Origin of the sequence: Sphaerimonospora sp. CA-214678 (assembly GCF_050942215.1) — a bacterium.
Taxonomy (GTDB): Bacteria; Actinomycetota; Actinomycetes; order Streptosporangiales; family Streptosporangiaceae; genus Sphaerimonospora.
This window is the reverse complement of the sequence record NZ_CP192056.1, coordinates 5,725,491-5,744,916: the sequence shown is the minus strand read 5'-3', so window position 1 is coordinate 5,744,916 and position 19,426 is coordinate 5,725,491. Positions and strand designations below refer to the sequence as shown.

Sequence of the window (19,426 nt, the reverse complement as noted above, 5' to 3'; positions counted from 1 at the left end):
TGACCGCGCCAGATTAGACTCCTGACGCGGTAAGGGCGGACAAGACGCGCCGATCGGCGCTTCACATGCGCTCGGGAACCTCGATGCCGAGCAGATGGAGCCCCTGCAGCAGGACGCGGAGTGTCAGCGCGGACAGCGCGAGCCGCGACTGCCGCACCTCCTCCCCCTCGGCTTTGAGCACCGGGCATCCCTCGTAGAACGAGGTGAACGCCTGGGCGAGGTCGAACAGGTAGTTGCACAGTCGGTGCGGCTCGGACAGTTCGGCCACCGACTCCACCACGGACCCGAAACCGAGGAGCTGCAGGGCCAGCGCACGCTCGGCCGGGTGGCCCAAGACGATCGGCCCGGTCGCCTCCGCCGGGTCGTACGAACCGGTGCGGAAGATGGAGCGGATGCGGGCGGTGGCGTACTGCAGGTACGGCCCGGTGTTGCCGGTCAGCGCGAGCATCCGGTCGAAGTCGAAGACGTACTCGCTGTCGTGGCTGACCGACAGGTCGGCGTACTTCACCGCGCCCATGCCGACCTGCCGGGCGATCTGCCGGCGCACCTCCGGGTCGTACGCCCGTTCTGCGATGACGGCCTCGGCCCGGACGACCCCCTCCTCCAGCAGCTCGGTCAGCTTGATCGACTCGCCGCTGCGTGTCTTGAACATCTTGCCGTCGCTGCCGAGCACGCTGCCGATCTGGATGTGCTCGGCGCTGACGTCGTCGTGCAGCCAGCCGGCCATGCGGGCGGCCGCGAAGACCATCTGGAAATGGAGCGACTGGGTGGCGCCGACCACATAGAGGATGCGGTCGGCCTTGAGGTCACGGATCCGGTAGCGGATCGCGGCGAGGTCCGTCGTGGCGTAGCCGTACCCGCCGTCGCTCTTGCGGACGATGAGCGGCAGCCGCGTGTCGTCGCGCCCGGTGAAGCCGGGCGGGAACACGCAGAGCGCACCCTCGCTGATCTCCGCGACTCCCTCGCGGAGGAGTTCCTCGCATACGTCGGCGAGCATCGGGTTGTACATGCTCTCGCCGGCGATGTCGTCGTCGGTGAGGGTGACGCCGAGCATCGTGTACACGTGGTTGAAGTACTGCTTGGTGTACTCGATGAACTCGTGCCACAGCCGCAGGGTCTCCGGATCGCCGCCCTGCAGCAGCGGCACCCGGCGCCGGGAACGGTCCTGGAACTCGGGGTCGGTGTCGAACTTGTGCCGCGCCTCCTGGTAGTAGGCGTTGCCGTCGCCGGCGGCCAGCCGCCGCAGCGACTCCTCCTCGCCGATGTCGAGCAGGTGCTCGATGAGCATGCCGAACTGCGTGCCCCAGTCGCCGAGGTGGTTCTGCCGGATCACCCGGTTGCCGATGTGCTCGTGTGTGCGGGTGAGCGTGTCGCCGACGATGGTCGTGCGCAGGTGCCCGACGTGCATCTCCTTGGCGGCGTTCGGCGCCGAGTAGTCGATCACGACGGTCTTGGGCGGCGTGGCCTGCGCCACGCCCAGCCGCTCGTCCCGCAGCCGCCGTACGGCCTGCTCGGCGATCCAGCGGTCGTCGAGGGTGAGGTTGAGGAACCCCGGACCGCTGATCTCGGCGGTCATGTCGGTCGTGTCGAGGGCGTCGAGTAGTGCCTGGGCGACCTCCCGCGGGGAACGTCGGAGCCGCTTGGCCAGGCTGAGCGCTACGTTCGCCTGGTAGTCGGCGAACTGGGAGGGCCTGATCAGCGGATCTTCGGTGGCGTACTCCGTACCGAAGGCGGTGCCCAGCGCCTGCTGGACCCGCTCGGCGAGCACGAACTGCGGGTCGGTCATGCCCAAAGCTTATCGGCGCGCAAGGTCCGCCCTCACCGCTCGACAGTCCGCCTACCAGCGCCGACCATCCGGGGCGGCCGTCACAGGGGCCGCGTGTGACCTCTACCAGAGGCGATGCGTTTTCGGCGCGGACGCGATGCGCTCGCCGATCCGCGACACGATGCCCTGGGTCGCGAGCCTGGCGGCGAGTTCGCAGGCGGCCGCGATGCCCCTGGCGCTGGACGAGCCGTGCGCGATCACCACGGTCCCGTTCAGCCCGAGGAGTACGGCTCCGCCCTGCGACTCGGGGTCGAGCCTGCTGCTGAGTTCGCGCAGGCGCGACCGTTGCAGCAGGCCGCCGATGCGGGCCAGGCGGCCCTCCTCGATGGTCTCTCTGAGCTGGCCGAAGGCGTATCGGACGCTGCCCTCCAGGGTCTTCAGCGCGACGTTGCCGGTGAAGCCGTCGGTGACGACGACATCGACCTTCCCGGTCAGCAGGTCGTGGCCTTCGATGTTGCCGGCGAAGTCGATGCCGGGCGCGGCCGTGAGCAGCTCGTGGGCGCGTCTGGCGAGCTTGTTGCCCTTCTCCGCCTCCTCGCCGATGGTGAGCAGGCCGACGCGGGGATCTTGCAGGCCGAGCCCGGCCTCGCCGTACGCCACGCCGAGATGGGCGAACTGCACCAGCATCTCCGGTTTGGCGTCGGCGGTGGCGCCGGCGTCGAGCAGCACGGTCGGCCTGGGCCGGGTCGGCAGGACCACGGCGATCGCGGGCCGTACGACTCCGGGCTGGCCGCGCAGGCGCAGCCGTCCCGTGGTGACCACGCCGGCCGTCGACCCCGCCGAAACGACCGCGGCGGCGTCGCCGCGCCGGACGAGATGACAGGCGACGGCGATGCTGGAGCGGGGACGGCGCAGGGTGGCGAGGGCGCCCTCGTCCATCGTGAGCGCCTCCTCCGCCCGGACGATGGGGATGTCGGCGATCGCGTCGTGCTCGGCCAGGGCTCGGTGAAGCTCATGCGGCCGGCCCACGAGCACGACCTGGACGCCGCGTTCCCGCACGGCCTGTACGGCTCCCGCCACGATCTCGCCGGGTGCGTGGTCGCCTCCCATCGCGTCGAGGGCGATGAGCGGTCCGCGGCCTCCAGCCTGCATGGCCGCATCTTAGGCGCTGCCCCTCGTCGCACGCGGCGGCGACGGCCGAGGCGTGGATCACAGTGCCGAGGGATGCTGCCCGCGATAGACCACGATCTTACCGAAGCGCGCCTGCCCGGTGACGCGGATGAGCGGGCCGTCTCCCTGCCCTCCACCGGTCACCGACCGCTTGGAGAACAGCGCGCTGCCTTCGTCGACGACGCGGGCGCCGGGCGGGACCGCCACGATGACCTTGCCGCAGAACGAGTTGAGCTCCAGCGTGACCTCGCGGCCGGGTAGGACGGCGTCGCTCAGGTCCACGATCAGCGCGCCGAAGACGGAACGGAGTTCGGTGTGGCGCCCGGCCACCCAGCGTCCTCTTCTGATCACCTTGCTGAAGACCGCGGCGACCCGGTGGGTCTCCGTGCCTGGGGAGGGGGAGGTCGGCGTGCGTGACGCCTCGGGAAGGTCCCTGATCAGGGGCAGGAGATCGCCGATGGTGACGGCGGAGTAAGTGGTGTCGAGGCGGTCCGCGTGCTCGGCGCTGGTCAGGCGGCCGGTGGCGAGCGCCTCGCCGAGCACGGCCGCGATCCGGTCGCGGTCCGCGTCGGAGGCGCGCTGTGCGGGGTCGTCGCCGGCGAACGGGGTGAGGGTGGTCACGGTCTCAAGCCTAGCGACAAACGCGATATGTCGCGAGATCTCCGGGACGTGACCTCGGCCCGGCGGTCCGTACGGAGCCTCTCTTCGGCCCGGCCCATATCGGGGTGTTCGCACCCTCGCCGCGCGCGTTGCCAAAGCCACCGGAAAGAATGGTTGCCCGGCACCGTGCACGCTTTTACCGTGCCTTTTTCACGGCTCGGAACGGGCCTGACCACGAGATGGTCGATGGTCCCCTCATGTCCGGACTTGACCATCGGTCAGCTGGCCTGACGTCCGGAACGGCCCGGCCTCGCGCCATGTGGGGAGGTGATAGAAATGCCGTCGTCTTTGTCGGCGCGTTCGCCGACCACGGGGGTTCTTGGGTTCGTCATTCCCACTCTCGTGAAACGGAATATGAACCGGGGGCAAGTTAATGAAACGAGTGGTTAGAACAGCCGTCGTCGCCGTAGCGATCGGTCTCGCCGGTGTGTTCGCGGTGCCCGCCCAGGCGGCGACGCCCGCCCACACGGCGGCACCTGCCCAGGGCAACGCCGACGCCCGGCTCGCAGCCGTCTCCAAGCTGCTGTCCGATCTGGACTGCGACGACCCGGCCGCCGTCGCGGGTGCCACGGCCCGTACGGCCGATGCCGCCGCCCCGGTCGTCGCGAACGCGGGGGCCGCGGTTGCCGCCGCTGTGGACCTGACAGCCACCGTGCGGGCCGACCTCGTCGCCGTGGTGGATCTCGCCGCCACCGCCACCGACGAGCTTCCCGCGGCAGCGAACGCCCGTCTCGCCGAGGCGGCCGCCCTGGCGGCCGACATCGTGGCCGACGCCAGGGCCAGGATCAGCGCCGACATCGTCGCCGTGCTCCGGGCTCGCCTCATCGCGGTTCTCGACGCGGCGATCGCCGTGGGCGTCGACGTGGGCGCCGACGCGACCGCCGTCGTCGCGGCCAAGGCGGACACCGCTGCCGCCGCCGTCAGCGGGGCCGACAAGCAGGCCGGCGCCGTCGCGGGCGCCACGGCACGCAGGGCCGATGCCGCCGTCGCTGGCGCCACGGCCCGTACGGCCGAAGTCGCAGCCCCGGTCGTCGCGAACGTGGGCGCCGTGGTCACCGCGGCGCTCGACCTCGATGTGGCGGCCGACCTGGCCGCTGCCGTCGACCTGAGGGGAGTGGTCGCGGCGACAGGGAACAGCGCGGGCGGCCTGCTCGCCGGGGTTCCGGCCACGACCACGGCGGCCGCTTCCGCTGCGGGGTCGACCGCCGCGAGTGCGGCCGACACGGCGAACGCGAACGTGACCGGCGCTGCCCGCACCGTGAACGCGACCGCCGGTGCGGCCGACGCCGCCCCCGGCGCGCTGACCGCCGCCGTCGGCCTGACGGCCACGGCGGCCGCCGTCGTGAACGCGCAGCCCTACTCCGCCGCGTCGACCACTCCCTCGGTCGTCACCAACGCCACGGCGCGGCAGGCGGACGAGCCCTGCGAGTAGAGCCGACCTTTCGAACATGAAGGCCGGCGCCCCCGGTGGGACGCCGGCCTTTCGCCATGAGCGGTGAGACTAGTTGCTGGAGTGGCGGACATGGGTGCGGCGGGCGATCTGAGCCTGTAGTCGGGCCATCTGCCAGTGCAACTCGACGAGCTGCTCGGTGAGTGCCGCCAACGGAAGCTCTGCGGGATCTTCATCGGCCAGGTTGTCGATCGCCGTCGCCAGCTCGCTCATCCCACCCCTCCCCTACATCGAATCTCAGTTCGAATGATAGTCGAACGAGGGGTTCGGCGGTATCAAGTCGCGTAGACCGGCGCGAGATATCCGCGGGCGAGGGTGTTCGCCGTGATGTTGAAGCCGACGACGGCGGGCGAGGCGTCCTCGCCCACGCCCAGCCTGTCCACACCGAGGGCGTGTACGGCGAACACGTAGCGGTGCGGGTATCCGGGAGGCGGGGCGGCCCCGCCGTACGCCTTGACGCCGTAGTCGTTGCGTGCGTGCACGGCGTCCCCGGGCAGGCCCTTGAAGTCGGGGCCGCTGCCCGCGCCGGCCGGCAGTTCGGCCACCTCGGCCGGGATGTCGAACAGCACCCAGTGCCAGAACCCGCTTCCGGTCGGCGCGTCCGGGTCGAAGCAGGTCACCGCATAGCTTCGGGTGCCCTCCGGAGCGCCCGACCAGCGCAGGTGCGGGGAGATGTTCTGCCCCGTCATGCCCCAGTCGTTGAAGACATGGGCGTCGCTCAGGCGCTCGCCGTCGCGGACGTCGTCGCTTTCGACGGTCAGCTCGGCCACCTCGGGGAGGTGCTCATAAGGAATCGGTGGCGGCGTCGGCACGGTTCACCCTCTCCAATCAGGCCTTGTTATAGGCGTCCAGGACCTCCTGCGGATCGCCCTGCATCTTGATCTTCCCCTTGTGGAGCCAGATCACCCGGTTGCAGGTCTCCTCGATCACGTCAAGATTGTGGGCCACCAGGAAGACGGTCCCGGCGGACTCGCGCATCTGCTTGATGCGCTGCTGGCTCTTCCGCTTGAACTCGCGGTCTCCGGTCGCCAGTGCCTCGTCGATGAGCAGCACATCGTGTGTCTTGGCCGAGGAGATGGCGAACCGCAGCCGGGCGCCCATTCCGGAGGAGTAGGTCGACATGGGGAACTGAACGAACTCGCCGATGCCGGAGAAGTCCACGATGTCGTCGTACTTCGCGCGCACCTCGGTGGGCGTCATGCCCATGGCGTAGCAGCCGAGCACGATGTTGCGCTCGCCGGTGAGCTCTTTCATGAGCGCGGCGTTGACACCCAGCAGGGACGGCTGGCCGTTGGTGTAGACGGCGCCCTTGTGCGGGGGGAGGAGGCCGGCGATCGCCCGCAGCAGCGTGGACTTGCCCGAGCCGTTGCGGCCGATGATGCCGATCGCGTCGCCGTGGTGTGCGATGAAAGTCACACCCTTGACGGCGTGGACCTCCTTCATCTGCGGGCGCCCCTGCCGTCGTAGGACACGCAGCAGCGCGTTCGCCGCGTTCCCCTTCTCGGCGTCGCTTGTCGCGCCGTAGACCTTGTAGACGATGTGCAGGTCGTCGACGATGACGGTCGGCGTCCCACCCGCGGTCAGTTCGCCTTCGGCCAGCTCAGCCACGCCCGTACCTCTCCTCGGCGCGCCAGAAGTACCAGAAACCGGCGATCAGTGCGAAGACCGCCCAGAACAGGCAGGTGACCCAGGCCCAGCGCTCCGGGAACCTCTCGTAGATCAACAGGTCGCGCATGAACTCGATGTAGGCCGCCGCGGGGTTGAACTCCAGCACCCAGCGGAGGATCTCCGGCTGGTCGGCGGTCCGCTCGGTGATGCTGTAGAACACGCCGGAGGCGTAGAGCCAGGCGCGCAGGATGAACGGCAGCAGCTGGTTCATGTCGCGGACGAACGCGCCGATCCTCGCCAGGAACAGGCTCATGCCGATGTTGAAGACCAGTTGCATGAGCAGTGAGACCGGGATCAGCAGCCACAGCCAGGTGACCTTCTGGACCGTGGCGAGCACGAACAGGACGAGCACGCCCATCGACCAGGCGAGCTGCTGCAGCTCCTGGATCGTGTAGGCCAGCGGTAGCGAGGCCCGGGGGAAGTGGAGCGCCCGGATGAGCGACAGGTTGGAGGAGATGGACTTGGCGCCGCCGGTCACCGTGCGCTGGGTGAACGTGAAGACCATGACCCCGGTGATGAGGAACGCGGGGTAGTACTCGATGTTCTTGCGCTGGTCGAGGATGATGCCGAACATCAGGAAGTAGACGGCGGCGTTGAGCAGCGGGGTGAGAACCTGCCAGAGCTGGCCGAGCGCCGAGTCGGAGTATTTCGAGACACTCCGCGACGTGGCGTACGTCAGGATGAAGTGCCGCCGGTCCCACAGTTGACGCAGGTAGGCGGGCATGCTGGGGCGCGCTATGGCCCGTCGCAGTCCGTAACGCTCGGCGAGAGCGGCCAGCGTCTCCGGGGCTCGGCCGCCCGCCTGGGCGTCCGCGAGGGCGGATTCCGGCTGGCTCATGGCATGGACTCTATTGGATGGTGGTCGGTGAGGTGGCCGCGACGTGCAGTACCGCAGCTTGGTCAAAGGTAGCCCAGGACATAGTGATATGGGAGCAACGGCGCGGCTGGTTCGGCATCTCATGGACCATGTACGACCTGCAGGGTGATATATGTACCTTACTGAGGGCTTTACGGTGGTGCGAGGCATTTAGGGTCGGCTCGTCGAAATGCGTGTGACGCCCGACTGGCACACGTGTGACCGAACTGCAATGAGTCAGAGACTCCTATGGTGTGTCCGGTGAGGGATGCTCCGGACACTGGCAGGGGTGTCTACTGGTGTGACCGTGCCGGAAAACCGAGCCTGACCAGTGTGGCGCCCATCCTAGAGGGAGGACCAAGATCCATATGCGCGTGACTAAGGGCGCGAAAATCGCCGCCGGCACCGCGCTGCTTGCGCTCGGCGTCGCCGCGTGCGGCGGTGGAGGCGGCGAGGGCAGCGGGGGGTCGGGCGACGAGAACCCCCGTGCGGCGACCGGTGCCGTGTTCATCCGGGGCTGTGAGCCCCAGACCGGCCTCGTACCCGGGAACATCAACGAGACCTGCGGCGGCACCGTCGTCGACTTCATGTACAGCAAGCTCATGAAGTACAACTCGGACACGGCGGCGGCCGAGCTGGACCAGGCGGAGTCCATCGACACCTCCGACAACAAGGTCTGGACGATCAAGCTCAAGCCCGGGCTGAAGTGGACCGACGGCACTCCCGTCACCGCCAAGAACTACGTCGACGCCTGGAACTACACGGCCTATTCGCCGAACGGCCAGCTCGGCGCCTCCTGGTTCGCGGACATCGAGGGCTTCGACAAGGTCAACACCGCCGACCCGGACGGCCCGGACGGGCCGAAGGAGGCGCCCAAGCCCGAGTCCGAGACGCTGTCCGGCCTCGAGGTCGTCGACGACCTGACCTTCAAGGTCACGCTGAGCTCGCCCCAGGCGGTGTTCCGCACCAAGCTGGGCTATTCGACGTTCTCCGCGCTGCCCGACGCCTTCTTCAAGGACCCGCAGGCCTTCTCGTCCAACCCCGTGACGAACGGCCCCTTCAAGTTCGCCAAGTGGGACCACAACTCCCAGCTGGTGATGGAGGCCAACCCCGACTACCCGGGTGCGGAGAAGCCGAAGGTCAAGCAGATCGTCTACAAGATGTACACGGACGACAACGCGGCCTACGCTGACCTGGTCTCCAACAACCTCGACTTCACCGAGCTGATCCCGCCGTCCGCGCTCGCCGGGGACAAGTGGAAGAGCGACCTCGGTGACCGGGCGATCGACAGCCAGCAGGGCGTCATCCAGACGCTCACATTCCCGCTGTACAACAAGGAGTTCGGCGGCAACGCCGACTTCCGCAAGGCCGTCTCTCTCGCGATCGACCGGAAGACCATCACCGAGAAGATCTTCAACAACGGTCGTACCCCGCTCGACAGCTGGGTCTCCCCGATCGTCGAGGGCTACAAGGCCGGCGCCTGCGGCGACCTGTGCACCTTCGACCCGGCCAAGGCCAAGGAGTACCTCGCCAAGGCCAAGGCCGCGGGCTACACCCCGCCGAAGGAGTTCCCGATCTGGTCGAACGCCGACGGAACCCACAAGGAGTGGATCGAGGCCACGGTCAACAGCATCAACCAGGCCTTCGGCACCGACGCGGGCTTCCAGTTCGTGCACCGGGACATGCCGACCTTCGCCGAGCTTCGGGACACCGTCACCCAGCACAAGATCAAGGGCTCCTTCCGCACCGGCTGGCAGATGGACTACCCGCACATCGAGAACTTCCTCAACCCGCTGTACAAGACCAACTCGTCCTCCAACGACGGTCTCTACAGCAACAAGGACCTCGACGCGAAGCTGCACGAGGCCGACACCGCCGCCGACCCGGCCGAGTCCTTGCGTCTTTACCAGGAGGCCGAGGCTATGCTGACGCAGGACATGCCCGCCATCCCGCTGTGGTCGTACGGCCTGCAGGCCGGCACCTCCAAGTGGGTCACGGGTGTCAAGGTGACCCCGTTCGGCGTGCTCGACCCCCTGTCCATCGCGATCAAGAGCTAGTCTCCCGGTCCGCGACGTCGAGGCCGGTTCCGGACCGGGGCCGGCCTCGGCGGCTGTCCACCCACGCCTGCCCTGCATCGACCTGTTGGGGAAGGCTCGTAGACCTTAGGCGTCAGACGGGAGGTGCGCATGGGCCGTTACACCATCCGGCGCCTGCTGCAACTCATACCGGTGCTTCTCGGCACGACATTTCTGATCAACTTCATGGTCTGGCAGCTCCCGGGCGACCCGTTCGCCGGACGCTGTGGCCAGCGGCCCTGCCCCGAAAGCTACGTCACGATGATGCGGGAGCAGTTCGGCCTCGACCAGCCGATGCTGGTGCAGTACTGGAACTTCCTGAAGAACATGCTCACGGGTGACCTGGGCGTCGACTTCAAGCAGGTGTCGGTCGCGAGCCAGCTCGCCGACGCCTGGCCGATCACGATCAGGCTCGCCATCCTCGCGGTCACGATCGAGGCGTGTGTCGGCATCACAGCGGGCGTGCTGTCCGGGCTCAAGCGCGGCGGTTTCCTCGACAACTCGGTGACGATCTCCACGCTGTTCCTGCTCTCGCTCCCCACCTTCGTCACCGGCTACCTGCTGCAGTGGCTGCTCGGCATGCGGCTCGGCGTGATCAAGCCCACGGTCTCCGACGGAGCGCCGATGGCGGAGCTGATCGTGCCGGCCATCGTGCTGGCCAGTCTCAACATGGCGTTCACGGCCAGGCTGACCAGGACGAGCATCGTGGAGAACCGCCGTGCCGACTACGTCCGTACGGCCATCGCCAAGGGCCTGACGAACCGGCGGGTGGTCTCGGTTCACCTGCTGCGCAACTCGCTGATCCCCGCGATCACGTTCATCGGCACCGAGGTCGGCTCGATGATGTCGGGCGCCATCATCACCGAGGGCATCTTCAACATCCACGGCGTCGGCGGTCTGCTCTGGCGGGCGATCCTGGGCCAGGACTACACGATCGTGGTGCCGATCGCCTCGCTGCTGGTGCTCGTCTACCTGCTCACCAACCTGATCGTCGACCTCCTCTACGGCGTGCTCGACCCGAGGATCCGCTATGAGTGAACCGACCGTGACGCAAGACCTGGTGCAGAGCGCGGACGAACACGCGGGCTCGGCCCACCCCGCCGCCGCGGACAAGCCCCGCGGCCTCTGGGGGGACACCTGGGACATCCTCAAGCGACGCAAGATCTTCTGGATCTCCCTGGTGATGCTGATCCTGTTCCTGTTGATGACGGCGTTCCCGACGCTGTTCACCGACAAGGACCCGAACTACGCCGACCTGGCCAGGAGCATGGAGGGGCCGAGCGAAGAGGCCCTGTTCGGCATCGACCTGCAGGGACGCGACGTCTTCGCCCGGACCATCTACGGCGCCCGCACCTCGATCATCGTGGGCACGATGGCCACGCTCGCGACCGTGGTGCTCGGCGGGATCACCGGTGTGCTGGCCGCCTACTACTCGCGGTGGACGGACATCCTCATCTCCCGGGTGGGCGAGATGTTCCTCGGCCTGCCGTACGTCCTGGGCGCGATCATCATCCTCGGCACCATCGCCCCGGCCCAGTCGAACCCGAGCGAAGTCATGATCATGGCTGTCGTGATCATCGTGCTCGCCGTGCTCGGCTGGCCGATCCTGATGCGCATCGCCCGTTCCGCGGTCATCCAGGCCAAGCACCAGGACTATGTGCAGGCCGCCCGCGCGCTGGGGGCGGGACCGCTGCGGATCATCTTCAAGCACCTCCTGCCGAACTCGCTGGCTCCGATCCTCGTCTACGCGACGATCACGATCGGCAGCTTCATCGGCGCGGAGGCCACGCTGTCGCTGCTCGGCATCGGTCTGCGGCCGCCGGTCATCTCCTGGGGCATCGCGATCGCCGACCACGCCCAGTACATCCGGACCGGCGCGCACGCGTTGTTCTTCCCGGCGGCGTTCCTGTCCGCCTGCGTGCTGACCTTCGTCATGCTCGGCGAGGCGGTACGCGACGCACTCGACCCCAAGCTACGCTGAGGAGGCACAGCAAGTGACGGAAGTGCTTTCCGTACCCTCGGGCAGCGGCTCCCACGGCGGTGCGCTCCTCGAAGTAGAAGATCTCCACGTGGAGTTCCGCACCCGGGCCGGAGTGGCCAAGGCGGTCAACGGCGTCACCTATCGCGTGGACGCCGGGGAGACGCTGGCCGTGCTCGGCGAGTCGGGCTCCGGCAAGAGCGTCACCGCGCAGACGATCATGGGCATCCTCGACGTGCCTCCGGGGAAGGTGACCGGAGGACAGATCCGCTTCCACGGCGCCGACCTGCTCAAGATGCCCGACGACCAGCGCAGGAAGATCCGCGGAGAGGGCATCTCCATGGTCTTCCAGGACGCGCTGTCCGCGCTGAACCCGGTCTTCCCGGTCGGCTGGCAGATCGCCGAGATGTTCCGCACGCACCGCGGCACGTCGCGGTCCGAGGCGAAGAAGAAGGCCGTCGAGCTGATGGACCGGGTCAGGATCCCGGCCGCCAGGGAGCGGGCGAACGACTACCCGCACCAGTTCTCCGGCGGCATGCGGCAGCGCATCATGATCGCGATGGCGATCGCGCTGGACCCCGAGATCCTGATCGCCGACGAGCCCACCACGGCGCTCGACGTCACCGTGCAGGCCCAGATCATGGGCCTGCTCGCGGAGCTCCAGCGCGACAGCAACATGGGTCTGATCCTGATCACCCACGACCTCGGCGTCGTGGCCGACGTCGCCGACAAGATCGCCGTGATGTACGGCGGGCGCATCGTCGAGGAGGCCCCGGTGCACGATCTGTACCGGCGGCCGGCCCACCCCTACTCCAAGGGGCTGCTGGAGTCGATCCCACGGGTGGACCTCAAGGGCCACGAGCTGTACGCCATCAAGGGCATGCCGCCGAACCTGCTGGACATGCCGTCCGGCTGTGCGTTCCACCCGCGCTGCCCGTACCGGCGGGACAACTGCGTGACCGACGCACCCGCCCTTTATCCGATCGACGGCGCCCGCGGCAGCGCCTGCCACTACTGGAGGGAGGTCCTCGATGGCGAGTCCGGCTGAACCCATCCTGGAAGTCCGCGACCTGGTCAAGCACTTCCCGCTGACCCAGGGCATCCTCTTCAAGCGGCAGATCGGCGCGATCAAGGCCGTCGACGGCGTCTCCTTCGACCTGCATCGCGGCGAGACGCTGGGAGTCGTGGGCGAGTCGGGCTGCGGCAAGTCCACCCTCGCCAAGCTGCTGATGGCGCTGGAGCGGCCGACGTCCGGCTCGGTGCGGATCAACGGCAGGGACATCACCACGGCCAGGGGCGGCGAACTCAAGCGCATGCGGCGCAACGTCCAGATGGTGATGCAGGACCCCTACACCTCGCTGAACCCGCGCATGACGGTCGGCGACATCGTGGGGGAGCCGTTCGAGATCCACTCCGAGGTGGCTCCGAAGGGCGACCGCCGCAGGAAGGTGCAGGAGCTGCTCGAGGTGGTCGGCCTCAACCCCGACCACATCAACCGCTACCCGCACCAGTTCTCCGGCGGCCAGCGCCAGCGGATCGGCATCGCCCGCGGGCTGGCGCTGCGGCCCGAGATCATCATCTGCGACGAGCCGGTCTCCGCGCTCGACGTGTCGATCCAGGCCCAGGTCATGAACCTGCTGGAGAGCCTGCAGAAGGAATTCGAGCTGGCCTACATCTTCATCGCCCACGACCTGTCGGTGGTGCGGCACATCTCCCACCGGGTGGCGGTGATGTACCTGGGGAAGATCGTCGAGATCGGCCGGGACGCCGAGATCTACGACGGCCCGACCCACCCCTACACGCAGGCGCTGCTGTCCGCGGTGCCCGTGCCCGACCCGGAGGGGCGCGAGCAGCGACAGCGGATCATCCTGCAGGGTGATCCGCCCTCCCCGGCGAACCCGCCGTCCGGCTGCCGGTTCCGCACCCGCTGCTGGAAGGCCCAGGAGATCTGCGCCGAGCGGGAGCCCGCGCTGGAGATCCGCCCGGGCAGCCCGCACCCGAGCGCCTGCCACTTCGCCGAGGTGCGTGACGTCGTCGGCACCGGCTGACGTCGTGGGGTGACCGGAGGCTCGGCCGCTGTCCCTCCACCCACGAAGATTCCTGGCAGGCTCGGAACCTCCGCGGGGCCCGAGGACGCGCCGGGAGGAGGCTCCGGTCCGCCGCGAAGCCCGCTTATCGCAGGCTTTCGCGTGCGGTCCTCGCCCCCTCCCGCCTCGGCTCCCTCGATCCCGGTGAATGTTCGTGGGACGAGGATCGGGAGGTTCGTCCGATCCTTCCGGGACACCCTTTACCATGAGGATGGCCTGCGTCCGGCGGAGGAGGAGCGGATGGACATCGAACCGATCGATGACGACGATCTCGCCTTATCCGACCGCGATCGCCGGATCCTCGCCTTCGAACGGCGATGGTGGCGTCACGCCGGTGCGAAGGAGCAGGCGATCCGGGAGACGTTCGGCATCTCCGCCACCCGTTACTACCAGTTACTCAGCCAGCTCATCGACCGGCCGCAGGCCTTGGAGCACGATCCCATGCTGGTGCAGCGCCTGCGCAGGATGCGGGCCGGTCGCCGGTACGGCCGCGCCACCCGCCGATTCGGGACGCCGCGATGAAGCTCCCCGCCCATGACGGCCTCGCCGCGATCCTCGCCGATCCCGCCGGAGCGGTGATCGGGCTCGACTTCGACGGCACCCTCTCCCCGATCGTGGCCGACCCCGCGGCCGCCGCCGTACATCCGGACGCCCCCGCCGTGCTCGCCGACCTGGCCACGCTGGTCGGCGCCGTGGTGATCGTCACAGGCCGGCCGCCCGGTACGGCTCTCGCTCTCGGCGCCACCCCCGCCGGGCCGTCCCTCGCCGACGTGCCCGGTCTCGTCATCCTCGGTCACTACGGCATGGAGCGGTGGGAGGCCGGCCGGATCAGCGCTCCGCCCCCGCCGCCGGGGCTGGACCTGGTGCGGGCCGAGCTGTCCACCATCACCGCCGGGATGACCGGCGTCCTGGTCGAGGACAAGGATCGGGCGGTGGCCGTGCACACGCGCAGGTGCCCCGACCCCGAGGCGGCGCTGGCTTCACTCGCCGAGCCGGTCGCCCGGCTGGCCGAGCAGGTGGGTCTGGTGGTCGAGCCGGGACGTTTCGTGCTGGAGCTGCGGTCGCCCGGCATGGACAAGGGCCGCGCGCTGTCGGCGTTCCTCGCCGAGCGGAAGGCCAGGTCCGTCCTGTTCGCCGGTGACGACCTCGGCGATCTCGCGGCGTTCGAGGCCGTCGAGCGGGCGGGAATTCCCGGCCTGCGGGTGTGCAGCGGGTCGGCCGAGGTCGTCGAGCTGGCGGCGCACACCGACATCGTGGTGGACGGCCCCGCCGGCGTCGTGGCCTTCCTCGGCGCCGTCGTCGAGGCACTCCGCGCCGGCAGGTAGCACGCGACCTGGCGCTGAGCCCGCGCGCCCGTTCCGTCATTCCAGGGCGGCCAGCTGGTCGTCGAACCAGCGCCTCGGGGGGAGCGCGGTGGCTGCATCCCGCAGCCTGGCGCAGCGCCCGGCCCGGTCCTCCTCCGGCAGCAGCAGGGCCTGGTGCAGGGCGGCGGCCGTGCCGGAGACGTCGTAGGGGTTGACCAGCAGCGAGTCGGTTCCGAGCTCGGCGGCGGCACCGGCCTCGCGGGAGAGCACGAGCGCGCATCGCCGGGAGAGGATCGGCCCCTCCTTGGCCACCAGGTTCATGCCGTCCCTGATGGGGTTGACCAGCAGGACGTCGGCCAGTCGATAGGCGGCGAGCGACCGTGGATAGTCGTCGTGCACGCTGAGGATCAGCGGGTTCCAGTCCTCGGTGGCGAACTCGTCCTCGATCTCCTTGGCGCACCGCTGCACGGCAGCCGTGTACTCGCGGTATTCGGGCAGGTCGTGGCGGGACGGGTAGGCGAAGGCCAGGTGCACCACCTTGCCGTGCCACTCCGGATGCCCGGCCAGGAACTCCCGGTAGGCGCCCAGGCCGCGCACGATGTTCTTGGACAGCTCGGTCCGGTCGATCCGTACGATCAGCTTGCGGTCGCCGACCATGTCCCTGATCGCGGACATGTTCGACTCGACGTCCGGCTCGGCCGCGCGCGCCAGCAGCGCCTCGCCGTTCACGCCGAGCGGATGCACGCCGACACGGACGGTCCGGCCGTCATAGGTGATCGTACGGCTCTCGCGATCGACGCGGGCGCCCAGGAAGACCGCGCAGCAGTCCATGAAGGCCTCGGCCCACCGGGCGGTGAGGAAGCCCGCGTGGTCGGCGCCGAGGATCCCCGACAGCACCTCCACGGCGACGTCGTCGGGAAGCAGCGAGAAGTATTCCGGCGGCGCCCACGGCGTATGCGAGAAGTGGGCGATCCGCAGGTCGGGCCGCTCGACGCGGAGCATCGCCGGGGTCAGCGTCAGGTGGTAGTCCTGGATCATCACCCGGGCTCCCGGCCCGGCCTCTTCCGCGAGTGCGAGCGCGAACGCGCCGTTGTAGTCCCGGTAGGACTCCCACTCACGCCGGAACCGCATGCCGAACTGGGGCGTGACCGGCGTGTTGTAGAGCAGATGGTGGACGAACCAGAGGGTCGAGTTGGCCACCGCGTTGTAGGCGCGATGGAAGACCGTCGGCGGGATGTCGAGCATCCGCACCGGCCCGGCGTCGAACGCCCGGTCGAGCCGGCCGCCGGGCGCGAGCCGTACGGCACCGCGATCGCCGTGGGAAAGGGCCGCGCAGACCCAGAGCAGATCGGTGTCCCCGGCCACCTCGGACAGTCCGGAGACCAGGCCGCCACCGCCCCTGCGCATGGTGAGCGCGCCGTCGTCCGCCATGGTGAAGGACACCGGCCCTCGGTTGGAAGCGATCAGAACCTGGCTGCTCATGACTCAATAGGATGTCAAAGGGAGGGTTGGAGACGGCAATGGCAACGGACGAGACAACTGAGGACCTGGCCAGGTCGGCCGCCGGGGGCGACCATCGGGCGCTCGGCGAACTGCTCCGCCGGATCGAGCCCGACGTGCTGCGGCACTGCGAGCGACTTCTACCCTATCGCCAGGACGCCGAGGAGGCGGCTCAGGACACGCTGCTCGCCGTGGCGCGCAACATCGGCAGGTTCGAGGGCCGGGCCAAGTTCAGCACGTGGCTGTACATCGTGACCGTCAACTGCACGCGGACCACCTACCGCTCCCTGAAGCGGCGGGCTGCCGAGGAGGCGGAGGAACTGCCCGAGCAGCGCCCCGACCCCCGGCGGGTCAGCGTGATCGCGGGGTCACGGCTCGATCTGCTGGACGCCATGGAGTCGCTGGAGGCGGACAAGCCCGATCTCGCCCAGGCGCTGGTGCTGCGCGACATCTGCCAGCTCGACTACGCGGAGGTCGCCGAGCAGCTCGGCATTCCGCTGGGCACGGTCAAGTCGCGGATACACCAGGCACGCAGATACGTGCAGTCGGCCCTCGGCGACGCGTACGCGTGACCGGCCCGTCTGACATTTCTGGGATGATGCGTCTCGACAGGCGAGACACAGGATTGGTTGGAGGTAGTGCCGGGGTAAAGTGCTAACGGACGTTACCCGGATGGATCCGGACGTCCTACAACTGAACATGCTCATCCAGAGGGGTGGAGGGACCGGCCCTGCGAAGCCCCGGCAACCCTCCCGCGACCGAACTCGTGCCCACGAGGCCCGGCCGGGACAGGTGCCAATTCCGGGCTCGCGGCCAGGGTGGTCGCGAGCGAAGATGAGGGAAAGGCCTCGCTTCATGGCGCACACGAATGTCCCCCGGCCAGGTTCGCTGTCCAACGCCGAGTTCGGTCCCGCCACCGGGCTGTCCTGTCGCGAATGCGGCGCAGTCTACGATCTGGGCCCGATCTTCGCCTGTGTCGAGTGTTTCGGCCCGCTCGAGGTGACGTACGACTTCGGCGATGTCCGCCGCGCGGACATCGAGTCGGGGCCGACCGACATCTGGCGTTACCGGGCGCTCCTTCCGGTCCCTCCGGATGTGACCGCCAAGCCGAACGTCCGGCCCGGGTGGACCAGGTTGGTCAAGGCGGACAGGCTCGCGGCCGAGCTGGGGTTCCGTTCGCTGCACATCAAGGACGACTCGGGCAACCCGACCCACTCCTTCAAGGACCGGGTCGTGGCGATCGCCCTGGAGGCCGCCAGGACCTTCGGCTTCCACACGCTCTCCTGCTCCTCCACCGGAAACCTCGCCGGCGCCGTGGGCGCCGCCGCCGCGCGGGCCGGTCTCGACTCGTGCGTGTTCATCCCCGCCGACCTGGAGGCGGCCAAGGTCACGATGGCCTCGGTCTACGGCGGCCGCCTCGTCGGCATCGACGGCACCTACGACGAGGTCAACCGCTTCTGCTCCGAGCTGATCGGCGACGAGCTCGGTGAGAAGTGGGGCTTCGTCAACGTCAACCTCCGGCCCTACTACGCGGAGGGGTCGAAGACGCTGGCGTACGAGATCGCCGAGCAGCTCGGCTGGCGGCTGCCGGAGCAGATCGTCATCCCGGTGGCCTCCGGGTCGCAGCTCACCAAGGTGGACAAGGGATTCCGCGAGCTGATCAAGCTCGGTCTGGTGGAGGACCGTCCGTACCGGATCTTCGGTGCCCAGGCGGAGGGCTGCTCGCCGGTCTCGCGGGCGTTCAAGGCCGGGCACGACGTGGTCCAGCCGGTCAAGCCGGACACGATCGCCAAGTCGCTGGCGATCGGCAACCCGGCGGACGGGCCGTACGTGCTGGACATCGCCCGGCGTACGGGCGGGGCGGTGGAGGACGTCGACGACCGCGAGGTGGTCGAGGCCATCCGCCTGCTGGCGCGGACCGAGGGCGTCTTCGCCGAGACGGCGGGCGGCGTCACCGTCGGCGTGCTGCGCAAGCTGGCGCGAGACGGCCGGCTCGACCCGGGCGCCGAGACCGTCGTGCTGAACACGGGCGACGGACTGAAGACGCTCGACGCGATCGCCGAGCACGCCCGCCCGGCCGCGGTCATCCGGCCGTCGCTCGAGGCATTCCGTACGGCTTTTGCCAACTGAACGCGTTTCCGCCCACGCAACGAAAGAGAGTGAACGATGAGCGTTTCTGTGCGGATTCCGACGATTCTGCGCACGTATACGAATGGAGTCGCGGAGGTGTCCGGAGAAGGCACCACGCTCCGCGAGGTGCTGCAGAAGCTGGATGCGGACTATCCGGGCATCGGCGGCAGAATTCTGGACGAAACGGGCAAGATACGGCGTTTTGTCAACGTCTATGTCGGAGAAGAGGATGTCCGATTCGCTCAGGGTTTGGACACCCCCACACCGGATGGCGTGCAGATCTCGGTGATCCCGGCCGTCGCCGGCGGCTGAGCCCGCTCGCACTGGAAAGCCGCTGACCTGGAAGTTTGTCATGGTCCAGGTCGTGCCATGTCCATCAAATAGTGCAATGATCAACTATCGACGACGAAAGTGAATATTCGCTGATCCTGCTTTGAGCGAACGCCTAGTAGTAGTTTGCGCATTGACTCTGTTGTCCGATGCCTTGACGCAGGTATGGTCGAGGGCGATCGACAAAACCGGGGGCTTCTTGGGTGTGGTCCCCAGCCCAGCAAGAGGAGTCGGAAAGTGGCGCAGGGCACCGTCAAATGGTTTAACGCGGACAAGGGCTATGGCTTCATCGCGGTAGACGGTGGCAAGGACGTGTTCGTTCATTACTCGGCGATCCTGATGGACGGCTACAAGTCGCTTGAGCAGGGGCAGCGGGTGGAGTTCGACATCACGCAGGGCCAGAAGGGCCCGCAGGCGGAAGCCGTCCGGGCCGTCTGATCTAGGGGGTGTCCG

The 19,426-nt window shown here is 68.5% G+C and carries 20 protein-coding genes and 1 riboswitch; of the genes, 12 read left to right on the top strand and 8 right to left on the bottom strand.

The genetic code is table 11. The features are described 5' to 3' along the window. Window positions 1-61: 61 nt before the first annotated feature. From argS to ACQP1K_RS25660, 3 genes are all read right to left on the bottom strand, one after another. Complete coding sequence (gene argS / locus ACQP1K_RS25670) at window positions 62-1,786, bottom strand: arginine--tRNA ligase (protein WP_433498255.1); 1,725 nt, start codon at window positions 1,784-1,786, stop codon at window positions 62-64. Window positions 1,787-1,888: 102 nt separating this feature from the next. After that, window positions 1,889-2,917 carry a phosphate acyltransferase PlsX gene (gene plsX / locus ACQP1K_RS25665; protein ID WP_433498254.1) on the bottom strand — a complete coding sequence of 343 codons (1,029 nt, stop codon included), beginning with the start codon at window positions 2,915-2,917 and terminating at the stop codon, window positions 1,889-1,891. A 57-nt stretch (window positions 2,918-2,974) separates the two neighbouring features. Then, on the bottom strand, window positions 2,975-3,556 hold the full coding sequence (locus ACQP1K_RS25660; protein ID WP_433498253.1) for a DUF1707 SHOCT-like domain-containing protein: 582 nt from the start codon (window positions 3,554-3,556) through the stop codon (window positions 2,975-2,977). Between the two features lie 421 nt (window positions 3,557-3,977). Between ACQP1K_RS25660 and ACQP1K_RS25655 the strand changes: the two genes are divergently transcribed. Then, window positions 3,978-5,027: a hypothetical protein gene (locus tag ACQP1K_RS25655; protein WP_433498252.1), complete on the top strand. Its 1,050-nt coding sequence runs from the start codon at window positions 3,978-3,980 to the stop codon at window positions 5,025-5,027. 69 nt (window positions 5,028-5,096) lie between these two features. On the opposite strand, the gene ACQP1K_RS25650 is transcribed toward ACQP1K_RS25655, so the two are convergent. The 4 genes from ACQP1K_RS25650 to ACQP1K_RS25635 all read right to left on the bottom strand — a co-directional run bounded on the left by ACQP1K_RS25650 (window position 5,097) and on the right by ACQP1K_RS25635 (window position 7,551). Next, complete coding sequence (locus ACQP1K_RS25650; RefSeq protein WP_433498251.1) at window positions 5,097-5,258, bottom strand: hypothetical protein; 162 nt, start codon at window positions 5,256-5,258, stop codon at window positions 5,097-5,099. 62 nt (window positions 5,259-5,320) lie between these two features. Beyond that, entirely contained in the window at window positions 5,321-5,857 is a 537-nt protein-coding gene (locus tag ACQP1K_RS25645) for a YbhB/YbcL family Raf kinase inhibitor-like protein (RefSeq protein WP_433498250.1), read from the bottom strand. Window positions 5,858-5,873: 16 nt separating this feature from the next. Beyond that, window positions 5,874-6,653: an ABC transporter ATP-binding protein gene (locus ACQP1K_RS25640; protein ID WP_433498249.1), complete on the bottom strand. Its 780-nt coding sequence runs from the start codon at window positions 6,651-6,653 to the stop codon at window positions 5,874-5,876. Beyond that, a complete protein-coding gene (locus ACQP1K_RS25635) occupies window positions 6,646-7,551 on the bottom strand; it encodes an ABC transporter permease (protein ID WP_433498248.1) in 906 nt (301 codons plus the stop codon). The genes ACQP1K_RS25640 and ACQP1K_RS25635 overlap by 8 nt, the downstream gene beginning before the upstream one ends. Before the next feature lie 386 nt (window positions 7,552-7,937). Between ACQP1K_RS25635 and ACQP1K_RS25630 the strand changes: the two genes are divergently transcribed. From ACQP1K_RS25630 to otsB, 7 genes are all read left to right on the top strand, one after another. Beyond that, on the top strand, window positions 7,938-9,626 hold the full coding sequence (locus ACQP1K_RS25630) for a peptide ABC transporter substrate-binding protein (RefSeq protein WP_433498247.1): 1,689 nt from the start codon (window positions 7,938-7,940) through the stop codon (window positions 9,624-9,626). 129 nt (window positions 9,627-9,755) lie between these two features. Then, window positions 9,756-10,682 (top strand): ABC transporter permease, encoded by a 927-nt coding sequence (locus ACQP1K_RS25625; RefSeq protein WP_433498246.1) that lies wholly within the window; start codon window positions 9,756-9,758, stop codon window positions 10,680-10,682. Beyond that, the gene (locus ACQP1K_RS25620; protein ID WP_433498245.1) at window positions 10,675-11,625 is read left to right on the top strand and encodes an ABC transporter permease; all 951 of its coding nucleotides are present in this window, start codon (window positions 10,675-10,677) and stop codon (window positions 11,623-11,625) included. The genes ACQP1K_RS25625 and ACQP1K_RS25620 overlap by 8 nt, the downstream gene beginning before the upstream one ends. Window positions 11,626-11,638: 13 nt before the next feature. Continuing rightward, complete coding sequence (locus ACQP1K_RS25615) at window positions 11,639-12,670, top strand: ABC transporter ATP-binding protein (RefSeq protein WP_433498244.1); 1,032 nt, start codon at window positions 11,639-11,641, stop codon at window positions 12,668-12,670. Next, window positions 12,654-13,670, top strand: coding sequence for an ABC transporter ATP-binding protein (locus tag ACQP1K_RS25610; protein ID WP_433498243.1), 1,017 nt, complete (start codon window positions 12,654-12,656; stop codon window positions 13,668-13,670). Before ACQP1K_RS25615 ends, ACQP1K_RS25610 begins: the two co-directional genes overlap by 17 nt. 279 nt (window positions 13,671-13,949) lie before the next feature. Next, entirely contained in the window at window positions 13,950-14,231 is a 282-nt protein-coding gene (locus ACQP1K_RS25605; RefSeq protein ID WP_433498242.1) for a DUF3263 domain-containing protein, read from the top strand. Then, window positions 14,228-15,034 carry a trehalose-phosphatase gene (gene otsB, locus ACQP1K_RS25600; RefSeq protein WP_433498241.1) on the top strand — a complete coding sequence of 269 codons (807 nt, stop codon included), beginning with the start codon at window positions 14,228-14,230 and terminating at the stop codon, window positions 15,032-15,034. Before ACQP1K_RS25605 ends, otsB begins: the two co-directional genes overlap by 4 nt. A gap of 36 nt (window positions 15,035-15,070) precedes the next feature. Here otsB and ACQP1K_RS25595 read toward each other — a convergent pair whose 3' ends face one another. Next, window positions 15,071-16,495, bottom strand: coding sequence for an alpha,alpha-trehalose-phosphate synthase (UDP-forming) (locus ACQP1K_RS25595; RefSeq protein ID WP_433498240.1), 1,425 nt, complete (start codon window positions 16,493-16,495; stop codon window positions 15,071-15,073). A 38-nt stretch (window positions 16,496-16,533) separates the two neighbouring features. Here ACQP1K_RS25595 and ACQP1K_RS25590 point away from each other — a divergent pair, with 38 nt between their 5' ends. The 4 genes from ACQP1K_RS25590 (at window position 16,534) to ACQP1K_RS25575 (ending at window position 19,411) form a co-directional block, all read left to right on the top strand. Further along, entirely contained in the window at window positions 16,534-17,085 is a 552-nt protein-coding gene (locus ACQP1K_RS25590; protein ID WP_433498239.1) for an RNA polymerase sigma factor, read from the top strand. A 128-nt stretch (window positions 17,086-17,213) separates the two neighbouring features. Next, a riboswitch (SAM riboswitch) is annotated at window positions 17,214-17,354 on the top strand. A 14-nt stretch (window positions 17,355-17,368) separates the two neighbouring features. Continuing rightward, complete coding sequence (thrC, locus tag ACQP1K_RS25585; RefSeq protein WP_433498238.1) at window positions 17,369-18,643, top strand: threonine synthase; 1,275 nt, start codon at window positions 17,369-17,371, stop codon at window positions 18,641-18,643. A gap of 36 nt (window positions 18,644-18,679) precedes the next feature. After that, the gene (locus tag ACQP1K_RS25580; protein ID WP_433498237.1) at window positions 18,680-18,955 is read left to right on the top strand and encodes a MoaD/ThiS family protein; all 276 of its coding nucleotides are present in this window, start codon (window positions 18,680-18,682) and stop codon (window positions 18,953-18,955) included. Window positions 18,956-19,210: 255 nt separating this feature from the next. Next, window positions 19,211-19,411, top strand: a complete 201-nt coding sequence (locus ACQP1K_RS25575; protein WP_055482725.1) for a cold-shock protein — start codon at window positions 19,211-19,213, stop codon at window positions 19,409-19,411. Window positions 19,412-19,426: the final 15 nt, after the last annotated feature.

Coding starts and splice junctions, on each gene's coding strand:
- ACQP1K_RS25595 (WP_433498240.1), bottom strand. CDS start 16,495: ATGAGCAGCCAGGTTCTGATCGCTTCCAACCGAGGGCCGGTGTCCTTC.
- ACQP1K_RS25590 (WP_433498239.1), top strand. CDS start 16,534: ATGGCAACGGACGAGACAACTGAGGACCTGGCCAGGTCGGCCGCCGGG.
- ACQP1K_RS25635 (WP_433498248.1), bottom strand. CDS start 7,551: ATGAGCCAGCCGGAATCCGCCCTCGCGGACGCCCAGGCGGGCGGCCGA.
- ACQP1K_RS25605 (WP_433498242.1), top strand. CDS start 13,950: ATGGACATCGAACCGATCGATGACGACGATCTCGCCTTATCCGACCGC.
- ACQP1K_RS25610 (WP_433498243.1), top strand. CDS start 12,654: ATGGCGAGTCCGGCTGAACCCATCCTGGAAGTCCGCGACCTGGTCAAG.
- thrC (WP_433498238.1), top strand. CDS start 17,369: ATGGCGCACACGAATGTCCCCCGGCCAGGTTCGCTGTCCAACGCCGAG.
- otsB (WP_433498241.1), top strand. CDS start 14,228: ATGAAGCTCCCCGCCCATGACGGCCTCGCCGCGATCCTCGCCGATCCC.
- ACQP1K_RS25625 (WP_433498246.1), top strand. CDS start 9,756: ATGGGCCGTTACACCATCCGGCGCCTGCTGCAACTCATACCGGTGCTT.
- ACQP1K_RS25630 (WP_433498247.1), top strand. CDS start 7,938: ATGCGCGTGACTAAGGGCGCGAAAATCGCCGCCGGCACCGCGCTGCTT.
- argS (WP_433498255.1), bottom strand. CDS start 1,786: ATGACCGACCCGCAGTTCGTGCTCGCCGAGCGGGTCCAGCAGGCGCTG.
- ACQP1K_RS25650 (WP_433498251.1), bottom strand. CDS start 5,258: ATGAGCGAGCTGGCGACGGCGATCGACAACCTGGCCGATGAAGATCCC.
- plsX (WP_433498254.1), bottom strand. CDS start 2,917: ATGCAGGCTGGAGGCCGCGGACCGCTCATCGCCCTCGACGCGATGGGA.
- ACQP1K_RS25580 (WP_433498237.1), top strand. CDS start 18,680: ATGAGCGTTTCTGTGCGGATTCCGACGATTCTGCGCACGTATACGAAT.
- ACQP1K_RS25620 (WP_433498245.1), top strand. CDS start 10,675: ATGAGTGAACCGACCGTGACGCAAGACCTGGTGCAGAGCGCGGACGAA.